Source organism: Atlantibacter subterraneus (assembly GCF_007570865.1).
Classification (GTDB): Bacteria; Pseudomonadota; Gammaproteobacteria; order Enterobacterales; family Enterobacteriaceae; genus Atlantibacter; species Atlantibacter subterraneus.
This window is the reverse complement of sequence record NZ_VLPS01000007.1, coordinates 43,771-59,409: the sequence shown is the minus strand read 5'-3', so window position 1 is coordinate 59,409 and position 15,639 is coordinate 43,771. Positions and strand designations below refer to the sequence as shown.

At 54.4% G+C, this 15,639-nt stretch carries 18 protein-coding genes; 15 read left to right on the top strand and 3 right to left on the bottom strand.

Going from position 1 to position 15,639, the window contains the following annotated elements; translation table 11 throughout:
* From FND52_RS13565 to sstT, 4 genes are all read left to right on the top strand, one after another.
* Positions 1-501 carry a M48 metallopeptidase family protein gene (locus tag FND52_RS13565; RefSeq protein WP_125294305.1) on the top strand — a complete coding sequence of 167 codons (501 nt, stop codon included), beginning with the start codon at positions 1-3 and terminating at the stop codon, positions 499-501.
* 72 nt (positions 502-573) lie between these two features.
* Positions 574-1,572, top strand: a complete 999-nt coding sequence (locus FND52_RS13560) for a Gfo/Idh/MocA family protein (protein ID WP_125294304.1) — start codon at positions 574-576, stop codon at positions 1,570-1,572.
* A gap of 172 nt (positions 1,573-1,744) precedes the next feature.
* A complete protein-coding gene (locus tag FND52_RS13555) occupies positions 1,745-2,713 on the top strand; it encodes a TerC family protein (RefSeq protein WP_144131340.1) in 969 nt (322 codons plus the stop codon).
* 377 nt (positions 2,714-3,090) lie between these two features.
* Positions 3,091-4,335 (top strand): serine/threonine transporter SstT, encoded by a 1,245-nt coding sequence (sstT, locus tag FND52_RS13550; RefSeq protein ID WP_125294302.1) that lies wholly within the window; start codon positions 3,091-3,093, stop codon positions 4,333-4,335.
* Here the strand turns inward: sstT and FND52_RS13545 are convergent.
* From FND52_RS13545 to uxaC, 3 genes are all read right to left on the bottom strand, one after another.
* A complete protein-coding gene (locus FND52_RS13545) occupies positions 4,332-4,907 on the bottom strand; it encodes a YgjV family protein (protein WP_125294301.1) in 576 nt (191 codons plus the stop codon). The two genes, sstT and FND52_RS13545, sit on opposite strands and share 4 nt — an antisense overlap.
* A 76-nt stretch (positions 4,908-4,983) precedes the next feature.
* Complete coding sequence (locus FND52_RS13540; protein ID WP_144131338.1) at positions 4,984-6,471, bottom strand: UxaA family hydrolase; 1,488 nt, start codon at positions 6,469-6,471, stop codon at positions 4,984-4,986.
* Positions 6,472-6,492: 21 nt separating this feature from the next.
* A complete protein-coding gene (gene uxaC, locus FND52_RS13535) occupies positions 6,493-7,905 on the bottom strand; it encodes a glucuronate isomerase (protein ID WP_144131336.1) in 1,413 nt (470 codons plus the stop codon).
* Positions 7,906-8,366: 461 nt separating this feature from the next.
* On the opposite strand from uxaC, the gene FND52_RS13530 reads away from it, so the two are divergent.
* From FND52_RS13530 to FND52_RS13480, 11 genes are all read left to right on the top strand, one after another.
* A complete protein-coding gene (locus tag FND52_RS13530) occupies positions 8,367-9,668 on the top strand; it encodes an MFS transporter (protein ID WP_144131334.1) in 1,302 nt (433 codons plus the stop codon).
* A gap of 125 nt (positions 9,669-9,793) precedes the next feature.
* Entirely contained in the window at positions 9,794-10,573 is a 780-nt protein-coding gene (exuR, locus tag FND52_RS13525; protein WP_125294297.1) for a transcriptional regulator ExuR, read from the top strand.
* A 321-nt stretch (positions 10,574-10,894) separates the two neighbouring features.
* Positions 10,895-11,557 (top strand): DedA family general envelope maintenance protein YqjA, encoded by a 663-nt coding sequence (yqjA, locus tag FND52_RS13520; RefSeq protein ID WP_125294296.1) that lies wholly within the window; start codon positions 10,895-10,897, stop codon positions 11,555-11,557.
* A 4-nt stretch (positions 11,558-11,561) separates the two neighbouring features.
* Positions 11,562-11,939, top strand: a complete 378-nt coding sequence (mzrA, locus tag FND52_RS13515; RefSeq protein ID WP_125294295.1) for an EnvZ/OmpR regulon moderator MzrA — start codon at positions 11,562-11,564, stop codon at positions 11,937-11,939.
* A 144-nt stretch (positions 11,940-12,083) separates the two neighbouring features.
* Positions 12,084-12,452 (top strand): DUF1090 domain-containing protein, encoded by a 369-nt coding sequence (locus FND52_RS13510; RefSeq protein ID WP_125294294.1) that lies wholly within the window; start codon positions 12,084-12,086, stop codon positions 12,450-12,452.
* A gap of 33 nt (positions 12,453-12,485) precedes the next feature.
* Positions 12,486-12,788: an ElaB/YgaM/YqjD family protein gene (locus FND52_RS13505; RefSeq protein ID WP_125294293.1), complete on the top strand. Its 303-nt coding sequence runs from the start codon at positions 12,486-12,488 to the stop codon at positions 12,786-12,788.
* A gap of 1 nt (position 12,789) precedes the next feature.
* A complete protein-coding gene (locus FND52_RS13500; protein WP_002437598.1) occupies positions 12,790-13,188 on the top strand; it encodes a phage holin family protein in 399 nt (132 codons plus the stop codon).
* Complete coding sequence (locus tag FND52_RS13495) at positions 13,185-13,475, top strand: YqjK-like family protein (RefSeq protein ID WP_125294291.1); 291 nt, start codon at positions 13,185-13,187, stop codon at positions 13,473-13,475. The genes FND52_RS13500 and FND52_RS13495 overlap by 4 nt, the downstream gene beginning before the upstream one ends.
* 196 nt (positions 13,476-13,671) lie before the next feature.
* Entirely contained in the window at positions 13,672-14,064 is a 393-nt protein-coding gene (locus FND52_RS13490) for a DoxX family protein (protein WP_125294290.1), read from the top strand.
* A gap of 67 nt (positions 14,065-14,131) precedes the next feature.
* Entirely contained in the window at positions 14,132-15,118 is a 987-nt protein-coding gene (locus FND52_RS13485) for a glutathione S-transferase family protein (protein ID WP_144131332.1), read from the top strand.
* A 129-nt stretch (positions 15,119-15,247) separates the two neighbouring features.
* On the top strand, positions 15,248-15,613 hold the full coding sequence (locus tag FND52_RS13480) for a DUF805 domain-containing protein (RefSeq protein ID WP_125294288.1): 366 nt from the start codon (positions 15,248-15,250) through the stop codon (positions 15,611-15,613).
* Positions 15,614-15,639 lie beyond the last annotated feature (26 nt).

The following is a 15,639-nucleotide window of genomic DNA, read 5'->3' as shown; positions in this document are numbered from 1 at the left end:
ATGAGCGCACTGCTGTATCTCCAGGGCTACCCTGAATCTCTGTTAAGCCAGGTAAACAGCCTGATCGAACAGGGGCGGCTGGGGGAAGTGCTGAATAAACGCTATCCGCAACTGCATGATATCGCGACCGATAAAGCGCTGTGGAACTATGTGCAGGAGATTAAAAACCGTCATCTGCGCAGCAGCTCGCCGCTAAGCAAAGTGGCTTATGACAATAAAATCCACGTGCTGAAACACGCGCTGGGGTTGCATACCGCCGTGTCGCGGGTGCAGGGCAATAAGCTGAAGGCCAAAGCGGAAATCCGCGTGGCGACGGTGTTCCGCCAGGCCCCGGAGCCGTTTTTACGGATGATCGTGGTGCACGAGCTGGCGCACCTGAAAGAGAAAGAGCACAACAAAGCGTTTTATCAGCTGTGCTGCCATATGGAGCCGGACTACCACCAGCTGGAATTTGACACCCGCCTGTGGCTGACTCATCAGGCATTGCTCAGTTCTGCGTAACAGGCCACGTGATTTCCTGCCATCGCATGCTACTCTGACGGGTACATTCCACTGCGGAGTTAACTCCCCGATATGATACGTTTCGCTGTTATTGGCACCAACTGGATCACACGCCAGTTCGTCGATGCCGCCCATGAGACCGGCAAACTCAAACTCACGGCGGTCTATTCACGTACCCTTGAACAGGCCCAGATGTTCGCCAACGATTACCCCGTCGAGCATCTGTTTACCTCGCTGGAAGCCCTGGCGCAAAGCGATGATGTTGACGCAGTGTATATCGCCAGCCCTAACTCCCTGCACTTCTCCCAATCCTGTCTGTTCCTGAGCCATAAAAAACATGTGATTTGCGAGAAGCCGCTGGCCTCTAACCTGCGCGAGGTGGAAGCGGCCATCGCGGTGGCGCGGGAAAATCAGGTGGTGTTTTTCGAAGCCTTCAAAACCGCCAGCCTGCCCAATTTTATCGCCCTGAGCCAGGCGCTGCCAAAAGTCGGCAAGCTGCGTAAAGCGCTGTTCAACTATTGCCAGTACTCCTCGCGCTATCAGCGCTATCTGGACGGCGAGAATCCGAATACCTTTAATCCGGCCTATTCCAACGGTTCGATTATGGATATCGGTTTTTACTGCCTGGCGAGCGCCGTGGCGCTGTGGGGCGAGCCGGCATCGGTTAACGCCTCCGCCAGCCTGCTGGACAGCGGCGTCGACGCCCACGGCACGGTGGTGATGCACTATGGGGACGCAGACGTCACCCTGCTGCATTCCAAAGTCAGCGACTCGGGCCTGCATAGCGAAATTCAGGGCGAGGCCGGCACACTGGTGATCGAGAAGATCTCCGAATGCCAGCGCATCACCTTTATACCGCGCGGCGGCAAAGCCCAGGATCTCTCGCTGCCGCAGCATATCAATACCATGCTGTATGAGGCGGAAACCTTCGCCCGGCTGGTGGAAACGAACGAAGTTAACCACCCCGGTCTGACGGTCAGCCGCATCACGGCGAAGCTGCTTACCGAGATCCGCGCCCAGACCGGCGTCAAGTTTCCGGCGGATGATGTCAACGAACCGCTAACCGCGTAAAGCTCAGTAAAAGCCCCGGCAGCGTCGTTGACGAGATCGCTGGCGCTGCATACTTTTTTATCTGCAAAGGGGAGTCACTTCCTTGCCGGAAGGCGAGACAACATCGCGGCCTCAGCTAAGCGGCTAACGTCTTCCGACGTTGGCCGTTTTTCATTTTTAAGGAATGATGCTTATGAATACCGTGGGTACTCCCCTGCTGTGGGGCGGCTTCGCTGTCATTGTGGTGATAATGCTCGCCATCGACCTGTTGCTTCAGGGTCGGCGCGGCGTACATACCATGACTATGAAGCAGGCGGCGGTCTGGTCGCTGATTTGGGTCGGGCTGTCGCTGCTGTTTAATTTAGGCTTCTGGTGGTATCTCACCGGCACTGAAGGCCGCGCGGTGGCGGATACCCAGGCGCTGGCCTTTCTTACCGGTTATCTCATCGAGAAAGCGCTGGCGGTGGATAACGTCTTCGTCTGGCTGATGCTGTTCAGCTATTTTGCCGTTCCCCCGGCGCTACAGCGGCGGGTGCTGATTTACGGCGTACTCGGCGCGATCGTCCTGCGCACCGTTATGATTTTCGCTGGCAGTTGGCTGATTTCGCAGTTTGAATGGCTGCTGTATGTGTTCGGCGCGTTCCTGCTGTTTACCGGCGTGAAGATGGCGCTGGCCAAAGAGGACGAGGCGGGCATCGGCGAGAAACCGATCGTGCGCTGGCTGCGCGGCCATTTACGCATGACCGATAAAATCGAAAACGAGAAGTTCTTCGTGCGGCACAACGGCCTGCTGTACGTCACGCCGCTGTTCCTGGTGCTGATCCTGGTGGAGATCAGCGACGTAATTTTCGCGGTGGACAGTATCCCGGCGATCTTCGCGGTCACCACCGATCCGTTTATCGTGCTGACCTCTAACCTGTTCGCTATTCTCGGCCTGCGCGCCATGTACTTCCTGCTGGCGGGCGTCGCCGAACGTTTCACCATGTTGAAATACGGCCTGTCGGTGATCCTGGTGTTTATCGGCTTTAAGATGCTGATTGTCGATTTCTACCATATCCCAATCGCCATCTCGCTGGGCGTGGTGGGCGGTATTCTGGTGGTGACGTTGCTGATCAACGCCTGGGTGAATCACCGTAACGACAGACGCAAAACGCTGTCATAAAACCAGGGCGTCTCAACGCGGCAGCGCTGCGTTGGGACGCTTCATCCTGCGAATCATCGCTTACCCTTCACGAAAATTCCGCTTCCTGCCCCCCAGGCGCGTCACCTGTAACGCAACGCCGCCAAACGCCAGAACGTCACGCTATAGCCAGCCATTTTGGCTTTGCAATATCACCCGAATCAGAAGTGCTATTAATGTCACAAGAATGTTAATTTTAAGTTGGAAAGCTGGAGCGATTCGGAAAAAACAGCACTATCCCCTTCCTCTCGGACGGCAAATCCCTATACTCATCCATGCAAACATCTGTTACATCCGGTCACAAAGCTTTTAATAATATTGACGCGGGATGGAACCACATCACATCTGAAGGAATATCTATGAGCACGCAATCTACACCAGGGTTGTTGCGCCGCCTTGCGGGCGGCAGTCTGGTTAAACAAATTCTTGTCGGTTTAGTTCTCGGCATTCTGCTGGCGTTAGTGTCCAAAGACGCGGCGATAGCGGCGGGCCTGCTGGGTACACTGTTCGTCGGCGCACTGAAAGCCGTTGCGCCGGTGTTGGTACTGGTACTGGTAATGGCGTCTATCGCTAACCACCGCCAGGGCCAGAAAACCAACATTCGTCCTATCCTGTTTCTCTATCTGATCGGCACCTTCGCCGCAGCGCTGACGGCGGTGCTGTTCAGCTTCGCGTTCCCGTCAACGCTGCACCTCACCACTGGCGCAACGGAAATCACTCCACCTTCCGGCATTGTGGAAGTGATGCGCGGCCTGTTGATGAGCATGGTCTCTAACCCGGTTGATGCGGTGCTGAAAGGCAACTACATCGGCATTCTGGTGTGGGCGGTGGGCCTCGGCTTCGCGCTGCGCCACGGCAACGACACCACCAAAAATCTGCTCAACGATATGTCTGACGCGGTGACCTTTATGGTGACGCTGGTGATCCGCTTTGCGCCGATCGGTATCTTTGGCCTGGTGGCGTCCACCCTGGCGGAAACCGGCTTCGCGACGCTGTGGGGCTATGCGCACCTGCTGGTGGTGCTGATTGGCTGTATGTTCCTGGTGGCGTTTGTCATCAATCCGCTGATCGTCTGGTACAAAATCCGCCGTAACCCGTACCCGCTGGTGCTGGCTTGCCTGCGTGAAAGCGGCGTGACCGCCTTCTTCACCCGCAGCTCCGCTGCCAACATCCCGGTGAATATGGCGATGTGCGAGAAGATGAACCTGGACCGCGATACCTATTCGGTGTCGATCCCGCTGGGTGCCACCATCAACATGGCGGGCGCGGCTATCACCATTACCGTGTTGACCCTGGCGGCGGTGAATACCCTGGGGATTGCCATGGACATCCCGACCGCGCTGCTGCTGAGCGTAGTCGCATCGCTGTGCGCCTGCGGCGCATCCGGCGTGGCGGGCGGTTCGCTGCTGCTGATCCCGCTGGCCTGTAATATGTTTGGTATCCCGAACGAAATCGCCATGCAGGTGGTTGCGGTCGGCTTTATCATCGGCGTCCTGCAGGACTCCTGCGAAACCGCGTTGAACTCCTCCACCGACGTGATCTTCACCGCGGCAGTTTGCCAGGCGGAAGACCAGCGTTTAGCGGCGAACGCGCTGCGCAATTAATCTTTACAGGCGGGCCTTGCGCCCGCCTCTTCTTCCTTCTGCCCACTCTCTTTTTCGATTTTAAACGGATCGATACCGCGCTTTTGCATCCGCCAGAAGCGAATAATATTCAGGCCGTTCATCACCAGAAAACTCCCCTCAATCAGCGAGCCGCCAATCGAGCCCAGCCAGATATTGTGGCTCACCCAGCAGGCCGTGGAGCACCACATCACGCAGCGCACGGTTAAGCCTTTGCAGCGAAACAGCGCCCAGGTGCTGGCGACGGTGCCGACAATCGGCAGCAGCTCCATGGGGTGATGAAGTTTGGCAAGCCCGAGGAACAATGTCAGCACGATGAATGCCGACATCACCCACAGACTGCGGGTGCGCAGAGAAATCACGGTGCGCAAGGCGTTTAACACCGCGCTCATCCCGGCGGGTGCCGCGCCCATCAGAAAGAAATGACAGCCGATAATGAAGCTGTACAGCGAGAGTTGCAGTTTGAAGCGCTTTTCGTCGCGGTTGATAAACGTTGTTATACCGATTACAAACGCCAGGACGCCAACGCCCTGGGCAAGCCAATACGCGGTCATTCTCTGTCCTTAACATCATAAAAAAACGGCGCTCGTTAACGGAGCGCCGGGGTAAATGAACTCAGGAGTCCACAGATTATAATGTCACGCCACTCTTAAAGATTGCCAGTTCTCTGAAATCATTGCGTTCATTGCAGGTCTGCTTGCCGTTAGCAAACTCCACAATGGTGTCGACAAATTGGTTTAACAGCTGCGGCATGGTCTGACCATGCAGGAGCTGCCCGGCGTCGAAGTCAATCCAGTGCGGTTTTTTCTTCGCCAGCTCGCTGTTGGTGGCGATTTTCACCGTCGGCACAAAACCGCCGTACGGCGTACCGCGCCCGGTGCTGAACAGCACCATATGGCAACCGGCTCCGGCCAGCGCGCTGGTGGCGACGGCGTCGTTGCCCGGCGCGCTCAGCAGGTTCAGGCCATGCTGGGTCAGGCGTTCGCCGTAGCGCAGCACGTCAACCACCTGGCTTTCGCCCGCTTTCTGGGTGCAGCCGAGAGATTTCTCTTCCAGGGTGGTGATCCCGCCCGCTTTGTTGCCCGGCGACGGGTTTTCGTAAATCGGCTGATTGTGGGCGATAAAGTACTGTTTGAAGTCGTTCACCATGGTGACAGTTTTTTCAAACGTCGCTTCATCGCGGCAGTGGCTCATCAGCAGTTGTTCAGCGCCGAACATTTCCGGCACTTCGGTCAGCACCGTGGTGCCGCCGTTGGCGATCATATAGTCGGAGAAGCGGCCCAGCATCGGGTTAGCGGTAATACCGGACAGGCCGTCAGAACCGCCGCACTCCAGCCCAAACTTCAGCTCGCTCAGTTTGCCCGGCTGACGCTGGTCGTGACGCATCACTTCATACAGCGCGTGCAGATGCTCCAGACCGGCTTCCACTTCGTCATCCTGATGCTGGCAAACCATGAAATGTACGCGCTCAGGATCGAAGTCGCCCAGGGTTTCACGGAACGCGTCAACCTGGTTGTTTTCGCAACCCAGGCCAATCACCAGCACCGCGCCCGCGTTGGGGTGACGCACCATGTTCTGCAACATGGTGCGGGTATTAACGTGATCGTCGCCCAGCTGTGAGCAGCCGTAGGTATGGCTGAACAGAAATACCCCGTCGGTGCCTTCGGCATCGTTGGTTTCTTTCAGGAAACGGCTCTGGATCTGACGGGCAATCCCGTTGACGCAGCCCACAGTCGGCAGGATCCACAACTCGTTGCGCACCCCGACGTCGCCGTTGGCGCGACGGTAGATATTAACGTCGCGATCCGCGGCCTGCTGCTCCAGCGTTTGCAGATCCGGTTGATAGCGATAGGTATCCAGATCGCTCAGATTGGTGCGCGCGTTATGGGAATGGATGTGCTCGCCTGGCGCAACATCGCTCAGAGCATGGCCAATCGGCAATCCATATTTAATAACGTTCTCACCTTTCGCAATCGGGCTGATGGCGAACTTATGCCCGCGCGCCACCGCCTGCACAAGCGTCAGGGTAATACCGTCAATGGTGACGACGCTGCCTTCTGCCAGGTCGGCCAGCGCAACCGCGACGTTATCCTGCGAATGGATCCTGATGTATTGCATATCAACCTCAAACGGCCTTAATTAGTTCAGTTCAATGGCGAAGTAATCACGCGCATTGTTAAAGCAGATGTTTTTCACCATCTCGCCCAGCAGCTCGATATCCGCCGGCGCTTCGCCAGCCTGCACCCAGCGGCCAATCATCTGGCACAGAATGCGACGGAAATACTCGTGACGGGTATAGGACAGGAAGCTGCGGCTGTCGGTCAGCATGCCCACAAAGCGGCTTAGCAGGCCGAGCTGTGCCAGTTGGGTCATCTGGCGTTCCATACCGTCTTTCTGGTCGTTAAACCACCAGCCGGAACCGAACTGCATCTTGCCTGGCATCCCTTCGCCCTGGAAGTTACCGATCATGGTGCCCAGCACTTCGTTATCGCGCGGGTTCAGGCAGTACAGGATGGTTTTCGGCAGCAGGTTTTCTTCGTTCTGTTTGCTGAGCAGTTTGGACAGCTCTTCCGCCATCGGACGGTCGTTGATGGAGTCGAAGCCGACATCCGGCCCTAACAGCTTGAACTGACGCAGGTTATTGTTGCGCAGCGCGCCGATATGGTACTGCTGCACCCAGCCGCGACGGGCATATTCTGCGCCCAGCCAGACCAGTACAGCAGTTTTGAACTGGGCCACTTGGTGCTCGGACAAGCTTTCACCCGCCAGGCGACGCGCCAGGATGCTGTCGAGTTCGCTTTCGTTAGATTCCGCGAACAGCACTACGTCCAGCGCATGGTCGGAGACTTTACAGCCGTGTGCGGCAAAGTGGTCCAGACGTTTAGCCAGCGCGGTTTGCAGATCGGCAAAACGGCGGATGTCGGTGTCGGACACTTCGGCCAGTTTGGCCATGTAATCGTTAAAGGTGGCCTGCTCGATGTTGAAGGCTTTATCCGGACGCCAGCTCGGCAGCACTTTAACGCTGAAGCTGCTGTCTTTCGCCACGGTAGCGTGGTGTTCCAGCGAGTCCACCGGATCGTCAGTGGTGCCGACCATTTTCACGTTCATCTGCTGCATGATGCCGCGCGCGGAGAATTGATCCTGCGCCAGCAGCTCGTTGCACTGGTTCCAGATTTCATCGGCGGTTTTAGGCGACAGCAGTTTACCTGTCACACCAAACGGGCGACGCAGCTCAAGATGGGTCCAGTGGTACAGCGGGTTACCGATGGTGTGTGGCACCGTGGCCGCCCAGGCGTCGAATTTCTCGCGATCGCTGGCATCGCCGGTACACAGGCGTTCAGCCACACCGTTGGTGCGCATCGCGCGCCATTTGTAATGGTCGCCTTTCAACCAGATGTCATACAGGTTTTTGAAGCGGTAGTTCTCGGCGATTTGCTGCGGCGGGAGATGGCAGTGATAGTCGAAAATCGGCTCGTCTTTGGCGTAATCATGGTACAGACGGCGGGCGAATTCAGTATCTAACAAGAAATCTTCGGTCATGAACGGGGTCATTGTGAGCTTCCTCTGAGCGAGTGAACCAGATGCGTCCAACTATGCTGACAAAGTTATCACACCAATTTCCAGTCACAGAGAATTATTTAGTGAGCAAGATCAATAAACGCTAACAAATTCTGTCCCACTTTAGGAGTAAATCTCAGGCCAGGCCGCGCCACTACTGGCCTGAGCGGCAATTGTTAATAACCTTATTAAGAAAAGCGCTTTTGTGATGGCTCTCAACTTTTAAAGCTGTATGACAAGTTATCTTTGCAGCCGTCGCAAAAACAGCCTCAAGGTGAAAAGCGACTTTACCGGTATGGACACCGAATTGCCCCACAAACACTTTCTATGGCAAGGAACGGAACGTTTCAGCTACAACCTGAAAATGGTGCCGTTTCAGTTTTCGACACCTGCCGTAATTGGTCAGGCAGGTGACCGTGTTACTACGGTGGATTTCAAAACAATGAGGTTTTCACATGCGTAAAATCAAAGGGCTACGTTGGTACATGATCGCCCTGGTCACCTTAGGCACCATACTGGGTTACCTGACTCGTAACACCGTGGCGGCGGCTGCGCCGACGCTGATGGAAGAGTTACACATCTCCACCCAGCAGTACTCTTATATTATCGCTGCGTACTCTGCGGCTTACACCATCATGCAGCCGGTTGCGGGTTATGTTCTGGATATCCTGGGCACCAAAGTCGGTTATGCCATGTTCGCTATCCTGTGGGCTGTATTCTGCGGCGCAACCGCGCTGGCAGGCAGCTGGGGCGGCCTGGCGCTGGCCCGTGGCGCAGTGGGCGCAGCGGAAGCGGCGATGATCCCGGCTGGCCTGAAAGCCAGTTCTGAGTGGTTCCCGGCAAAAGAGCGTTCTATCGCGGTCGGTTACTTCAACGTCGGTTCTTCTATTGGTGCGATGATTGCGCCGCCGCTGGTGGTCTGGGCAATCGTGATGCACAGCTGGCAGATGGCGTTCATTATCTCCGGCGTGCTGAGCTTCGCCTGGGCGATGGCCTGGCTGATTTTCTACAAACACCCGCGCGATCAGAAAAAATTAACTGATGAAGAACGCGAGTACATCATCGGTGGTCAGGAAGCGCATCACCAGAAAGACAACGGTAAGAAGATGTCCCCGTGGCAAATCATTCGTAACCGTCAGTTCTGGGGTATCGCCCTGCCGCGTTTCCTGGCAGAGCCGGCATGGGGTACGTTTAACGCCTGGATCCCGCTGTTCATGTTTAAAGTCTACGGCTTTAACCTGAAAGAAATCGCCATGTTCGCCTGGATGCCGATGCTGTTTGCAGACCTGGGTTGCATCGTGGGGGGCTACCTGCCGCCGCTGTTCCAGCGTTGGTTTGGCGTAAACCTGATCGTTTCCCGTAAGATGGTGGTCACCATGGGCGCACTGCTGATGATTGGCCCAGGCATGATCGGCCTGTTCACCAGCCCGTATATCGCTATCGCACTGCTGTGTATCGGTGGCTTCGCTCACCAGTCCCTGTCTGGCGCGCTGATTACCCTTTCTTCCGACGTATTTGGTCGTAACGAAGTTGCCACCGCAAACGGCCTGACCGGTATGGCCGCCTGGACCGCGAGCACCATGTTTGCACTGGTGGTGGGCGCACTGGCTGACACCATCGGTTTCAGCCCGCTGTTCGCCGTGCTGGCAGTATTTGACCTGTTAGGCGCGGTCGCTATCTGGACGCTGCTGCAAAACAAACCGATGGCGGAATTGCAAAAGCAGGCTCCAGACCCTAAACCTGCCGCCCAACATTAACCGGCATCACAAATCGTCTCGCAGCCGCCCTCAGGGGCGGCTTTTTTGAGCCCGCAAGTGGAGCGTTTCTCGTAAAAGTGGTATAACAAATCAATGTTGTCCCGCAGTTCATTCCGGAGTTGCATATGGAAATCACAGAATCTCGCCGACTTTATCAGCAGCTCGCGGCTGAGCTGAAAAGCCGTATCGAGCAAGGCGTTTATCTGGTGGGTGATAAATTACCTGCTGAGCGCTTTATCGCTGATGAAAAAAACGTGAGCCGCACTGTGGTTCGTGAAGCCATTATCATGCTTGAAGTCGAAGGCTACGTAGAGGTCCGCAAAGGCTCGGGCATTCACGTGATTTCTAATCAGGCAAAATACCATTCAATGCCGGATGAACAGCAGTTTGAGTTCGCCAGCTATGGTCCTTTTGAGCTGTTGCAGGCGCGCCAGCTGATTGAAAGCAATATCGCTGAATTTGCCGCTACTCAGGTGACCAAGCAGGACATCATGAAGCTGATGGAAATCCAGGATAAAGCGCGCAACGAGAAATGCTTCCGCGATTCTGAGTGGGATTTGCAGTTTCACGTTCAGGTGGCGCTGGCAACTCAGAACAGCGCCCTGGCGGCGATTGTCGAAAAAATGTGGACCCAGCGCGTCTATAACCCGTACTGGAAAAAACTCCATGAACACATTGATTCCCGCACCGTGGATAACTGGTGCGATGATCATGACAAAATCCTAAAAGCGCTGATTCGCAAGGACTCCCACGCGGCAAAACTGGCTATGTGGCAGCACCTCGAAAACACCAAGCAAATGTTGTTTAACGAAACCAGCGATGACTTTGAATTTAATGCCGATCGCTATCTATTCGCTGAAAATCCTGTAGTTCATCTGGATACTGCAGCTAATAGCGTAAAATAATCTCTATTCCCCCAGCGAGGGTAAGCAAACCATGTATAGTGTCAGCGTTTGTAAATACCCTCGCCAGCGCCTCCCCCGGTAAGCAAAATCAATCGTCAACAACGCGCAAATTTTATGACGTATTGCGCCGCGCTTTGTTACAATTAGACGCAATTCTTGGCTACAGTGTAAGTACCCACTCACTTTGCCAACCTGACAGGGAATCGTGCAGGTGCGATGTATGCATAGCTTGAAGTGGCCACCCAATTAATAATCACAATGTCCACGATGCTGTTTCCTTTATAAAACCTTTGGCTTTAACCGATGTGCCAGGAAAATTGAATGGAACTGTTTACCCAACTGTTAAACGCGCTGTGGAGCCAGGACTTCGAGACGCTGTCCAATCCCTCCATGGTGGGTATGCTGTACTTTGTGCTGTTTATGATTCTGTTTCTGGAAAATGGCCTGTTACCTGCCGCTTTCTTACCGGGAGACAGTTTATTAGTGCTGGTAGGCGTGCTGATTGCCAAAGGGACTATGGGCTTTCCGCAGACTATTTTATTGCTTACCACGGCGGCCAGCCTTGGATGCTGGCTCAGCTATATACAGGGGCGATGGCTCGGCAACACGCGGATTGTGCAAAACTGGTTATCCCATTTGCCCGCGCACTATCACCAGCGCGCCCATCACCTGTTCCATAAGCACGGTTTATCCGCGCTGCTGATTGGTCGTTTTATTGCGTTTGTGCGCACGCTGCTGCCCACCATTGCCGGTTTGTCCGGGCTGAACAATGCGCGCTTCCAGTTCTTTAACTGGATGAGCGGGTTGCTGTGGGTGTTGATCCTCACCACGCTGGGCTATCTGCTGGGCAAAACGCCGGTGTTTTTAAAGTATGAAGACGCGCTGATGAGCTGTCTGATGCTGCTGCCGGTGGTGCTGCTGGTGTTTGGCCTGGTAGGATCGTTAGTGGTGTTATGGAAGAAGAAATACGGAAATCGAGGTTAAAAGGATGCGACAAAAACGGTGGACCAGACTCACCCTGGTAACAGGAGGTGCGCTGGCGCTGATCTCACTCTGCGTGGCGCTTTCGGCGCTGCGCAATACCGAGTCGACGCTGGAAATACGCGCCACGGCGCAGGGCGCGGCTATTCCGGACGGTTTCTCCGTCTGGCACCATCTTGATGCCAACGGCATCCGCTTTAAGAGCATTACGCCGCAGGACGATATCCTGTTGATTAAATTCGATTCAAGCGCACAGAGCGAAGCCGCCAAAGAGGTGCTTTACCGTTCTCTGCCGCACGGCTTTACCATCGCTCAACAGGAAGAAGATAACCTGGCCTCCAGCTGGTTATCCCGCATTCGTAGCGAATCCCGCCACTTAGGTTAAGACTTCCAGGATTCTGAATCTTTTCAGTTTCTTTGGGGTTTGCGTCATTACTTACTATGCTTAGTAAGCGCAATCCACTCCACCCGCGCCGTTAATAATCTGGAACATGCAGCGTTTCGCTGCATCACAATGGAAGGTTTATCAATGAAATACCGCACTATCCTGGCATGCATCCTTTTCTCAACGACTGTTGCTGCGCAAGCCGCCTCGTTATGCCAGGAGAAGGAACAGGAAATCCTTCGAGAAATTAGCTATGCCGAAAAGCATAACAATCAAAATCGCATCAACGGTCTGAACAAAGCGTTAAGCGAAGTCCGCGCTAACTGTTCCGACAGCGATTTACGCGCTAAGCATCAGCAGAAAATTTCCGAACAACAAGCTGAGATTTCTGAACGCCGCGCCGAGTTACACGAAGCGCAGCAAAGCGGCGATCGAGAAAAGATTTCTAAACGCGAGCGTAAACTGAACGAAGCTGAAGAGGATTTAAAGGCTTTGAAAGCTCGCGATTACTGAGTTAACACCTCACTCACTTCACTGGAGAGAACTATGTCAAAAGATAATTCAGAGCATTTGCGCGCAGAGTTGAAATCCCTGGCTGATACGCTTGAAGAAGTGTTGAGCTCATCCAGCGATAAATCGAAAGAAGAGTTAAGCAAATTGCGTGGCAAAGCCGAGCGTGCGCTTAAAGAAAGCCGTACTCGCCTGGGCGAAACCGGCGAAGTCCTCGCAGAACAGACCCGCGTAGCGGCGGCACGTGCCGACGATTACGTTCGTGAAAACCCATGGACTGGCGTAGGTATCGGTGCGGCAGTCGGTGTCGTACTGGGCGTACTTCTGTCGCGTCGTTGATATGGCAGAGTATCGTCAACCTCAAGGGCCGGGTAAAGGCGTTCTCGGCATCGGACAGCGCATTATCACCATTATTGTTGAAATGGTTGAAACGCGCGTGCGCCTCGCGGTCGTCGAGCTGGAAGAAGAAAAAGCGAATCTCGTTCAAATTCTTCTGATGCTTGGCATGACCATGCTGTTCGCGGCATTTGGGTTGATGAGCCTGATGGTACTGATTATCTGGGCTATCGATCCGCAATACCGTCTGAACGCCATGATCGCGACAACTGCCGTGTTACTGGTGCTGGCGCTTATCGGCGGATTGATGACGTTGCGTAAAGCGCGTAAATCCACTCTACTGCGCCATACCCGTAAAGAACTGGCGAACGATCGTGATTTACTGGAGGAGGATAAGTCATGAACAAGGCTGAACGCGAATTGCGCAAAGCCATGTTGATAACCCAGGTCCACCAGCAGCGGCTCGACCTGTCGTCGAGCCGACGCGACTGGCTTGAGGCGACCGGTTCTTACGATCGCGGCTGGCATACGTTATTGGGCCTGCGCTCGTGGTTGCTGGTCGGCAGCAGTATTGGCGCAATCTGGACCATCAAAAACCCGAACTTCCTGCTGCGCTGGGGGAAACGTGGGTTTGCAGCATGGAGCGCATGGAAGCTGCTTAAAAATACCGTTAAAGACCAGTCACGCTAATTTCCCCTCTTCCCTCTTAGTTAATAAGAGGGAAATACCCTTTCTCAATATATTTGAAAAACTTCGACAGTTTTCCTTGCTTACAATCGCTCTCCCATCTGTCTATTATCCCTTTCAACGACCGACATGGCCGAAATAACTGAATAAATTAACGCTGATACACACAGCAAAAGAGACAGATCCCCCGGAGAGCAAAATGAAAAAATTTGAAGATGTAGGTATCCTGGTTGCGCGTATTCTGATGCCAATCCTGTTTATCAGCGCTGGCTGGGGCAAAATCTCCGGATATGCAGGCACTCAGCAGTATATGGAAGCGATGGGCGTACCGGGCTTTATGCTGCCGCTGGTGATCCTGCTTGAGTTTGGCGGCGGTCTGGCAATCCTGTTTGGTTTCCTGACCCGTACCACCGCGATTATCACCGCCGTGTTTACGCTGCTGACGGCCTTCCTGTTCCACAGCAACTTTGCCGAAGGCGTGAACTCACTGATGTTTATGAAAAACCTGACCATCGCTGGCGGCTTCCTGCTGTTGACCATCACCGGCCCTGGCGCTATCAGCATCGACCGCGTGCTGAATAAAAAATGGTAAGCCATCTATAATGAATTAAAAAAAGCGAGGGATGTTCCTCGCTTTTTCCATTCCGAGGAGGAGCAAAATGGGACAACTGGTTGACGGCGTCTGGCACGATACCTGGTATGACACAGCCTCAACGGGCGGACGTTTTAAGCGTTCGGAAGCGGCGTTTCGCAACTGGCTGACCGCCGATGGTGCGCCCGGCCCAAACGGCAAAGGCGGTTTCGCCGCTGAGAAAGATCGCTACCATCTCTATGTTTCCCTCGCCTGCCCCTGGGCTCACCGCACGCTGATTATGCGCAGCTTAAAAGGGCTGGAATCGTTTATCTCGGTTTCCGTGGTGCATCCGCTGATGCTGGAAAACGGCTGGACCTTCGGCAACGATTTCCCGGACGCGACGGGCGACACGCTCTACGATCATCAGTTCTTATATCAACTCTATCTCCATGCCGATCCGCACTACTCGGGCCGCGTGACGGTGCCGGTACTGTGGGATAAGAAGAATGAAACCATCGTCAGCAACGAGTCGGCGGAAATTATCCGCATGCTTAACAGCGCCTTTGACGCCCACGGCGCGCGGGCGGGCGATTACTATCCGCCAGCGCTGCGTGAAAAAATCGATGAGCTGAACGGTTGGATTTATGACAACGTGAATAACGGCGTTTATAAAGCCGGGTTCGCCACCAGCCAGCAAGCCTACGATGAGGCGGTGGAAAATGTGTTTAGCCACCTGGAACGGCTGGAACAGATTTTAGGCCGCCATCGTTATCTCACTGGCGACCAGCTTACCGAAGCCGATATTCGCCTGTGGACGACGCTGGTGCGTTTCGATCCGGTGTATGTTACCCATTTTAAATGCGACAAATACCGCATTAGCGATTATCTGAACCTGTACGGCTTCCTGCGCGATATTTACCAGATGCCGGGCATTGCCGAAACGGTGAATCTGGCGCATATCCGCAATCACTATTACCGCAGCCACAAGACCATTAACCCTACCGGGATTATTTCCATTGGACCGGAGCAGGACTTAAGCGAACCTCACGGGCGCGATGAGCGCTTCCGCTAATGCATCAGGGCATCCTTCGGGATGCCTTTTTTATTCAGACAAAGAATATTTACCGCTTATTCATTCACGTCTATTCTTGAAGTGATCGCTTACAAAACAAGTGATTATTGCTGAAGAGGCGAAGAACAGATGGATTGGTATTTTAAAGTCATTCGTAACTATATTGGATTTGGTGGCCGCGCGCGTCGTAAGGAATACTGGATGTTCGTGCTGGTCAACGTGATTTTAACCACCGTGTTAAGCATCGTGGACAGTATTCTCGGTTGGCAAACGGAAAGTGGCCAGGGATACCTGGCAGGTATTTACGGCATACTGGTGTTCCTGCCCTGGTGGGCAGTGCAGTTCCGCCGTCTGCACGATACGGATCGTTCCGCATGGTGGCTGTTGCTGCTGCTGATTCCGGTTATCGGCTGGTTAGTGATCGTTATCTTTAACTGCCAGCGCGGCACGCCGGGTGAAAACCGTTTTGGCCCCGACCCGATTCGCGAAATCTAATGGCCGCCGTGCGGCCATCTTCATTA

Excerpts from the sequence above, each read along its gene's own strand:
- FND52_RS13565 (WP_125294305.1), top strand. The coding sequence starts at position 1 with ATGAGCGCACTGCTGTATCTCCAGGGCTACCCTGAATCTCTGTTAAGC.
- FND52_RS13560 (WP_125294304.1), top strand. The coding sequence starts at position 574 with ATGATACGTTTCGCTGTTATTGGCACCAACTGGATCACACGCCAGTTC.
- FND52_RS13555 (WP_144131340.1), top strand. The coding sequence starts at position 1,745 with ATGAATACCGTGGGTACTCCCCTGCTGTGGGGCGGCTTCGCTGTCATT.
- sstT (WP_125294302.1), top strand. The coding sequence starts at position 3,091 with ATGAGCACGCAATCTACACCAGGGTTGTTGCGCCGCCTTGCGGGCGGC.
- FND52_RS13545 (WP_125294301.1), bottom strand. The coding sequence starts at position 4,907 with ATGACCGCGTATTGGCTTGCCCAGGGCGTTGGCGTCCTGGCGTTTGTA.
- FND52_RS13540 (WP_144131338.1), bottom strand. The coding sequence starts at position 6,471 with ATGCAATACATCAGGATCCATTCGCAGGATAACGTCGCGGTTGCGCTG.
- uxaC (WP_144131336.1), bottom strand. The coding sequence starts at position 7,905 with ATGACCCCGTTCATGACCGAAGATTTCTTGTTAGATACTGAATTCGCC.
- FND52_RS13530 (WP_144131334.1), top strand. The coding sequence starts at position 8,367 with ATGCGTAAAATCAAAGGGCTACGTTGGTACATGATCGCCCTGGTCACC.
- exuR (WP_125294297.1), top strand. The coding sequence starts at position 9,794 with ATGGAAATCACAGAATCTCGCCGACTTTATCAGCAGCTCGCGGCTGAG.
- yqjA (WP_125294296.1), top strand. The coding sequence starts at position 10,895 with ATGGAACTGTTTACCCAACTGTTAAACGCGCTGTGGAGCCAGGACTTC.
- mzrA (WP_125294295.1), top strand. The coding sequence starts at position 11,562 with ATGCGACAAAAACGGTGGACCAGACTCACCCTGGTAACAGGAGGTGCG.
- FND52_RS13510 (WP_125294294.1), top strand. The coding sequence starts at position 12,084 with ATGAAATACCGCACTATCCTGGCATGCATCCTTTTCTCAACGACTGTT.
- FND52_RS13505 (WP_125294293.1), top strand. The coding sequence starts at position 12,486 with ATGTCAAAAGATAATTCAGAGCATTTGCGCGCAGAGTTGAAATCCCTG.
- FND52_RS13500 (WP_002437598.1), top strand. The coding sequence starts at position 12,790 with ATGGCAGAGTATCGTCAACCTCAAGGGCCGGGTAAAGGCGTTCTCGGC.
- FND52_RS13495 (WP_125294291.1), top strand. The coding sequence starts at position 13,185 with ATGAACAAGGCTGAACGCGAATTGCGCAAAGCCATGTTGATAACCCAG.
- FND52_RS13490 (WP_125294290.1), top strand. The coding sequence starts at position 13,672 with ATGAAAAAATTTGAAGATGTAGGTATCCTGGTTGCGCGTATTCTGATG.
- FND52_RS13485 (WP_144131332.1), top strand. The coding sequence starts at position 14,132 with ATGGGACAACTGGTTGACGGCGTCTGGCACGATACCTGGTATGACACA.
- FND52_RS13480 (WP_125294288.1), top strand. The coding sequence starts at position 15,248 with ATGGATTGGTATTTTAAAGTCATTCGTAACTATATTGGATTTGGTGGC.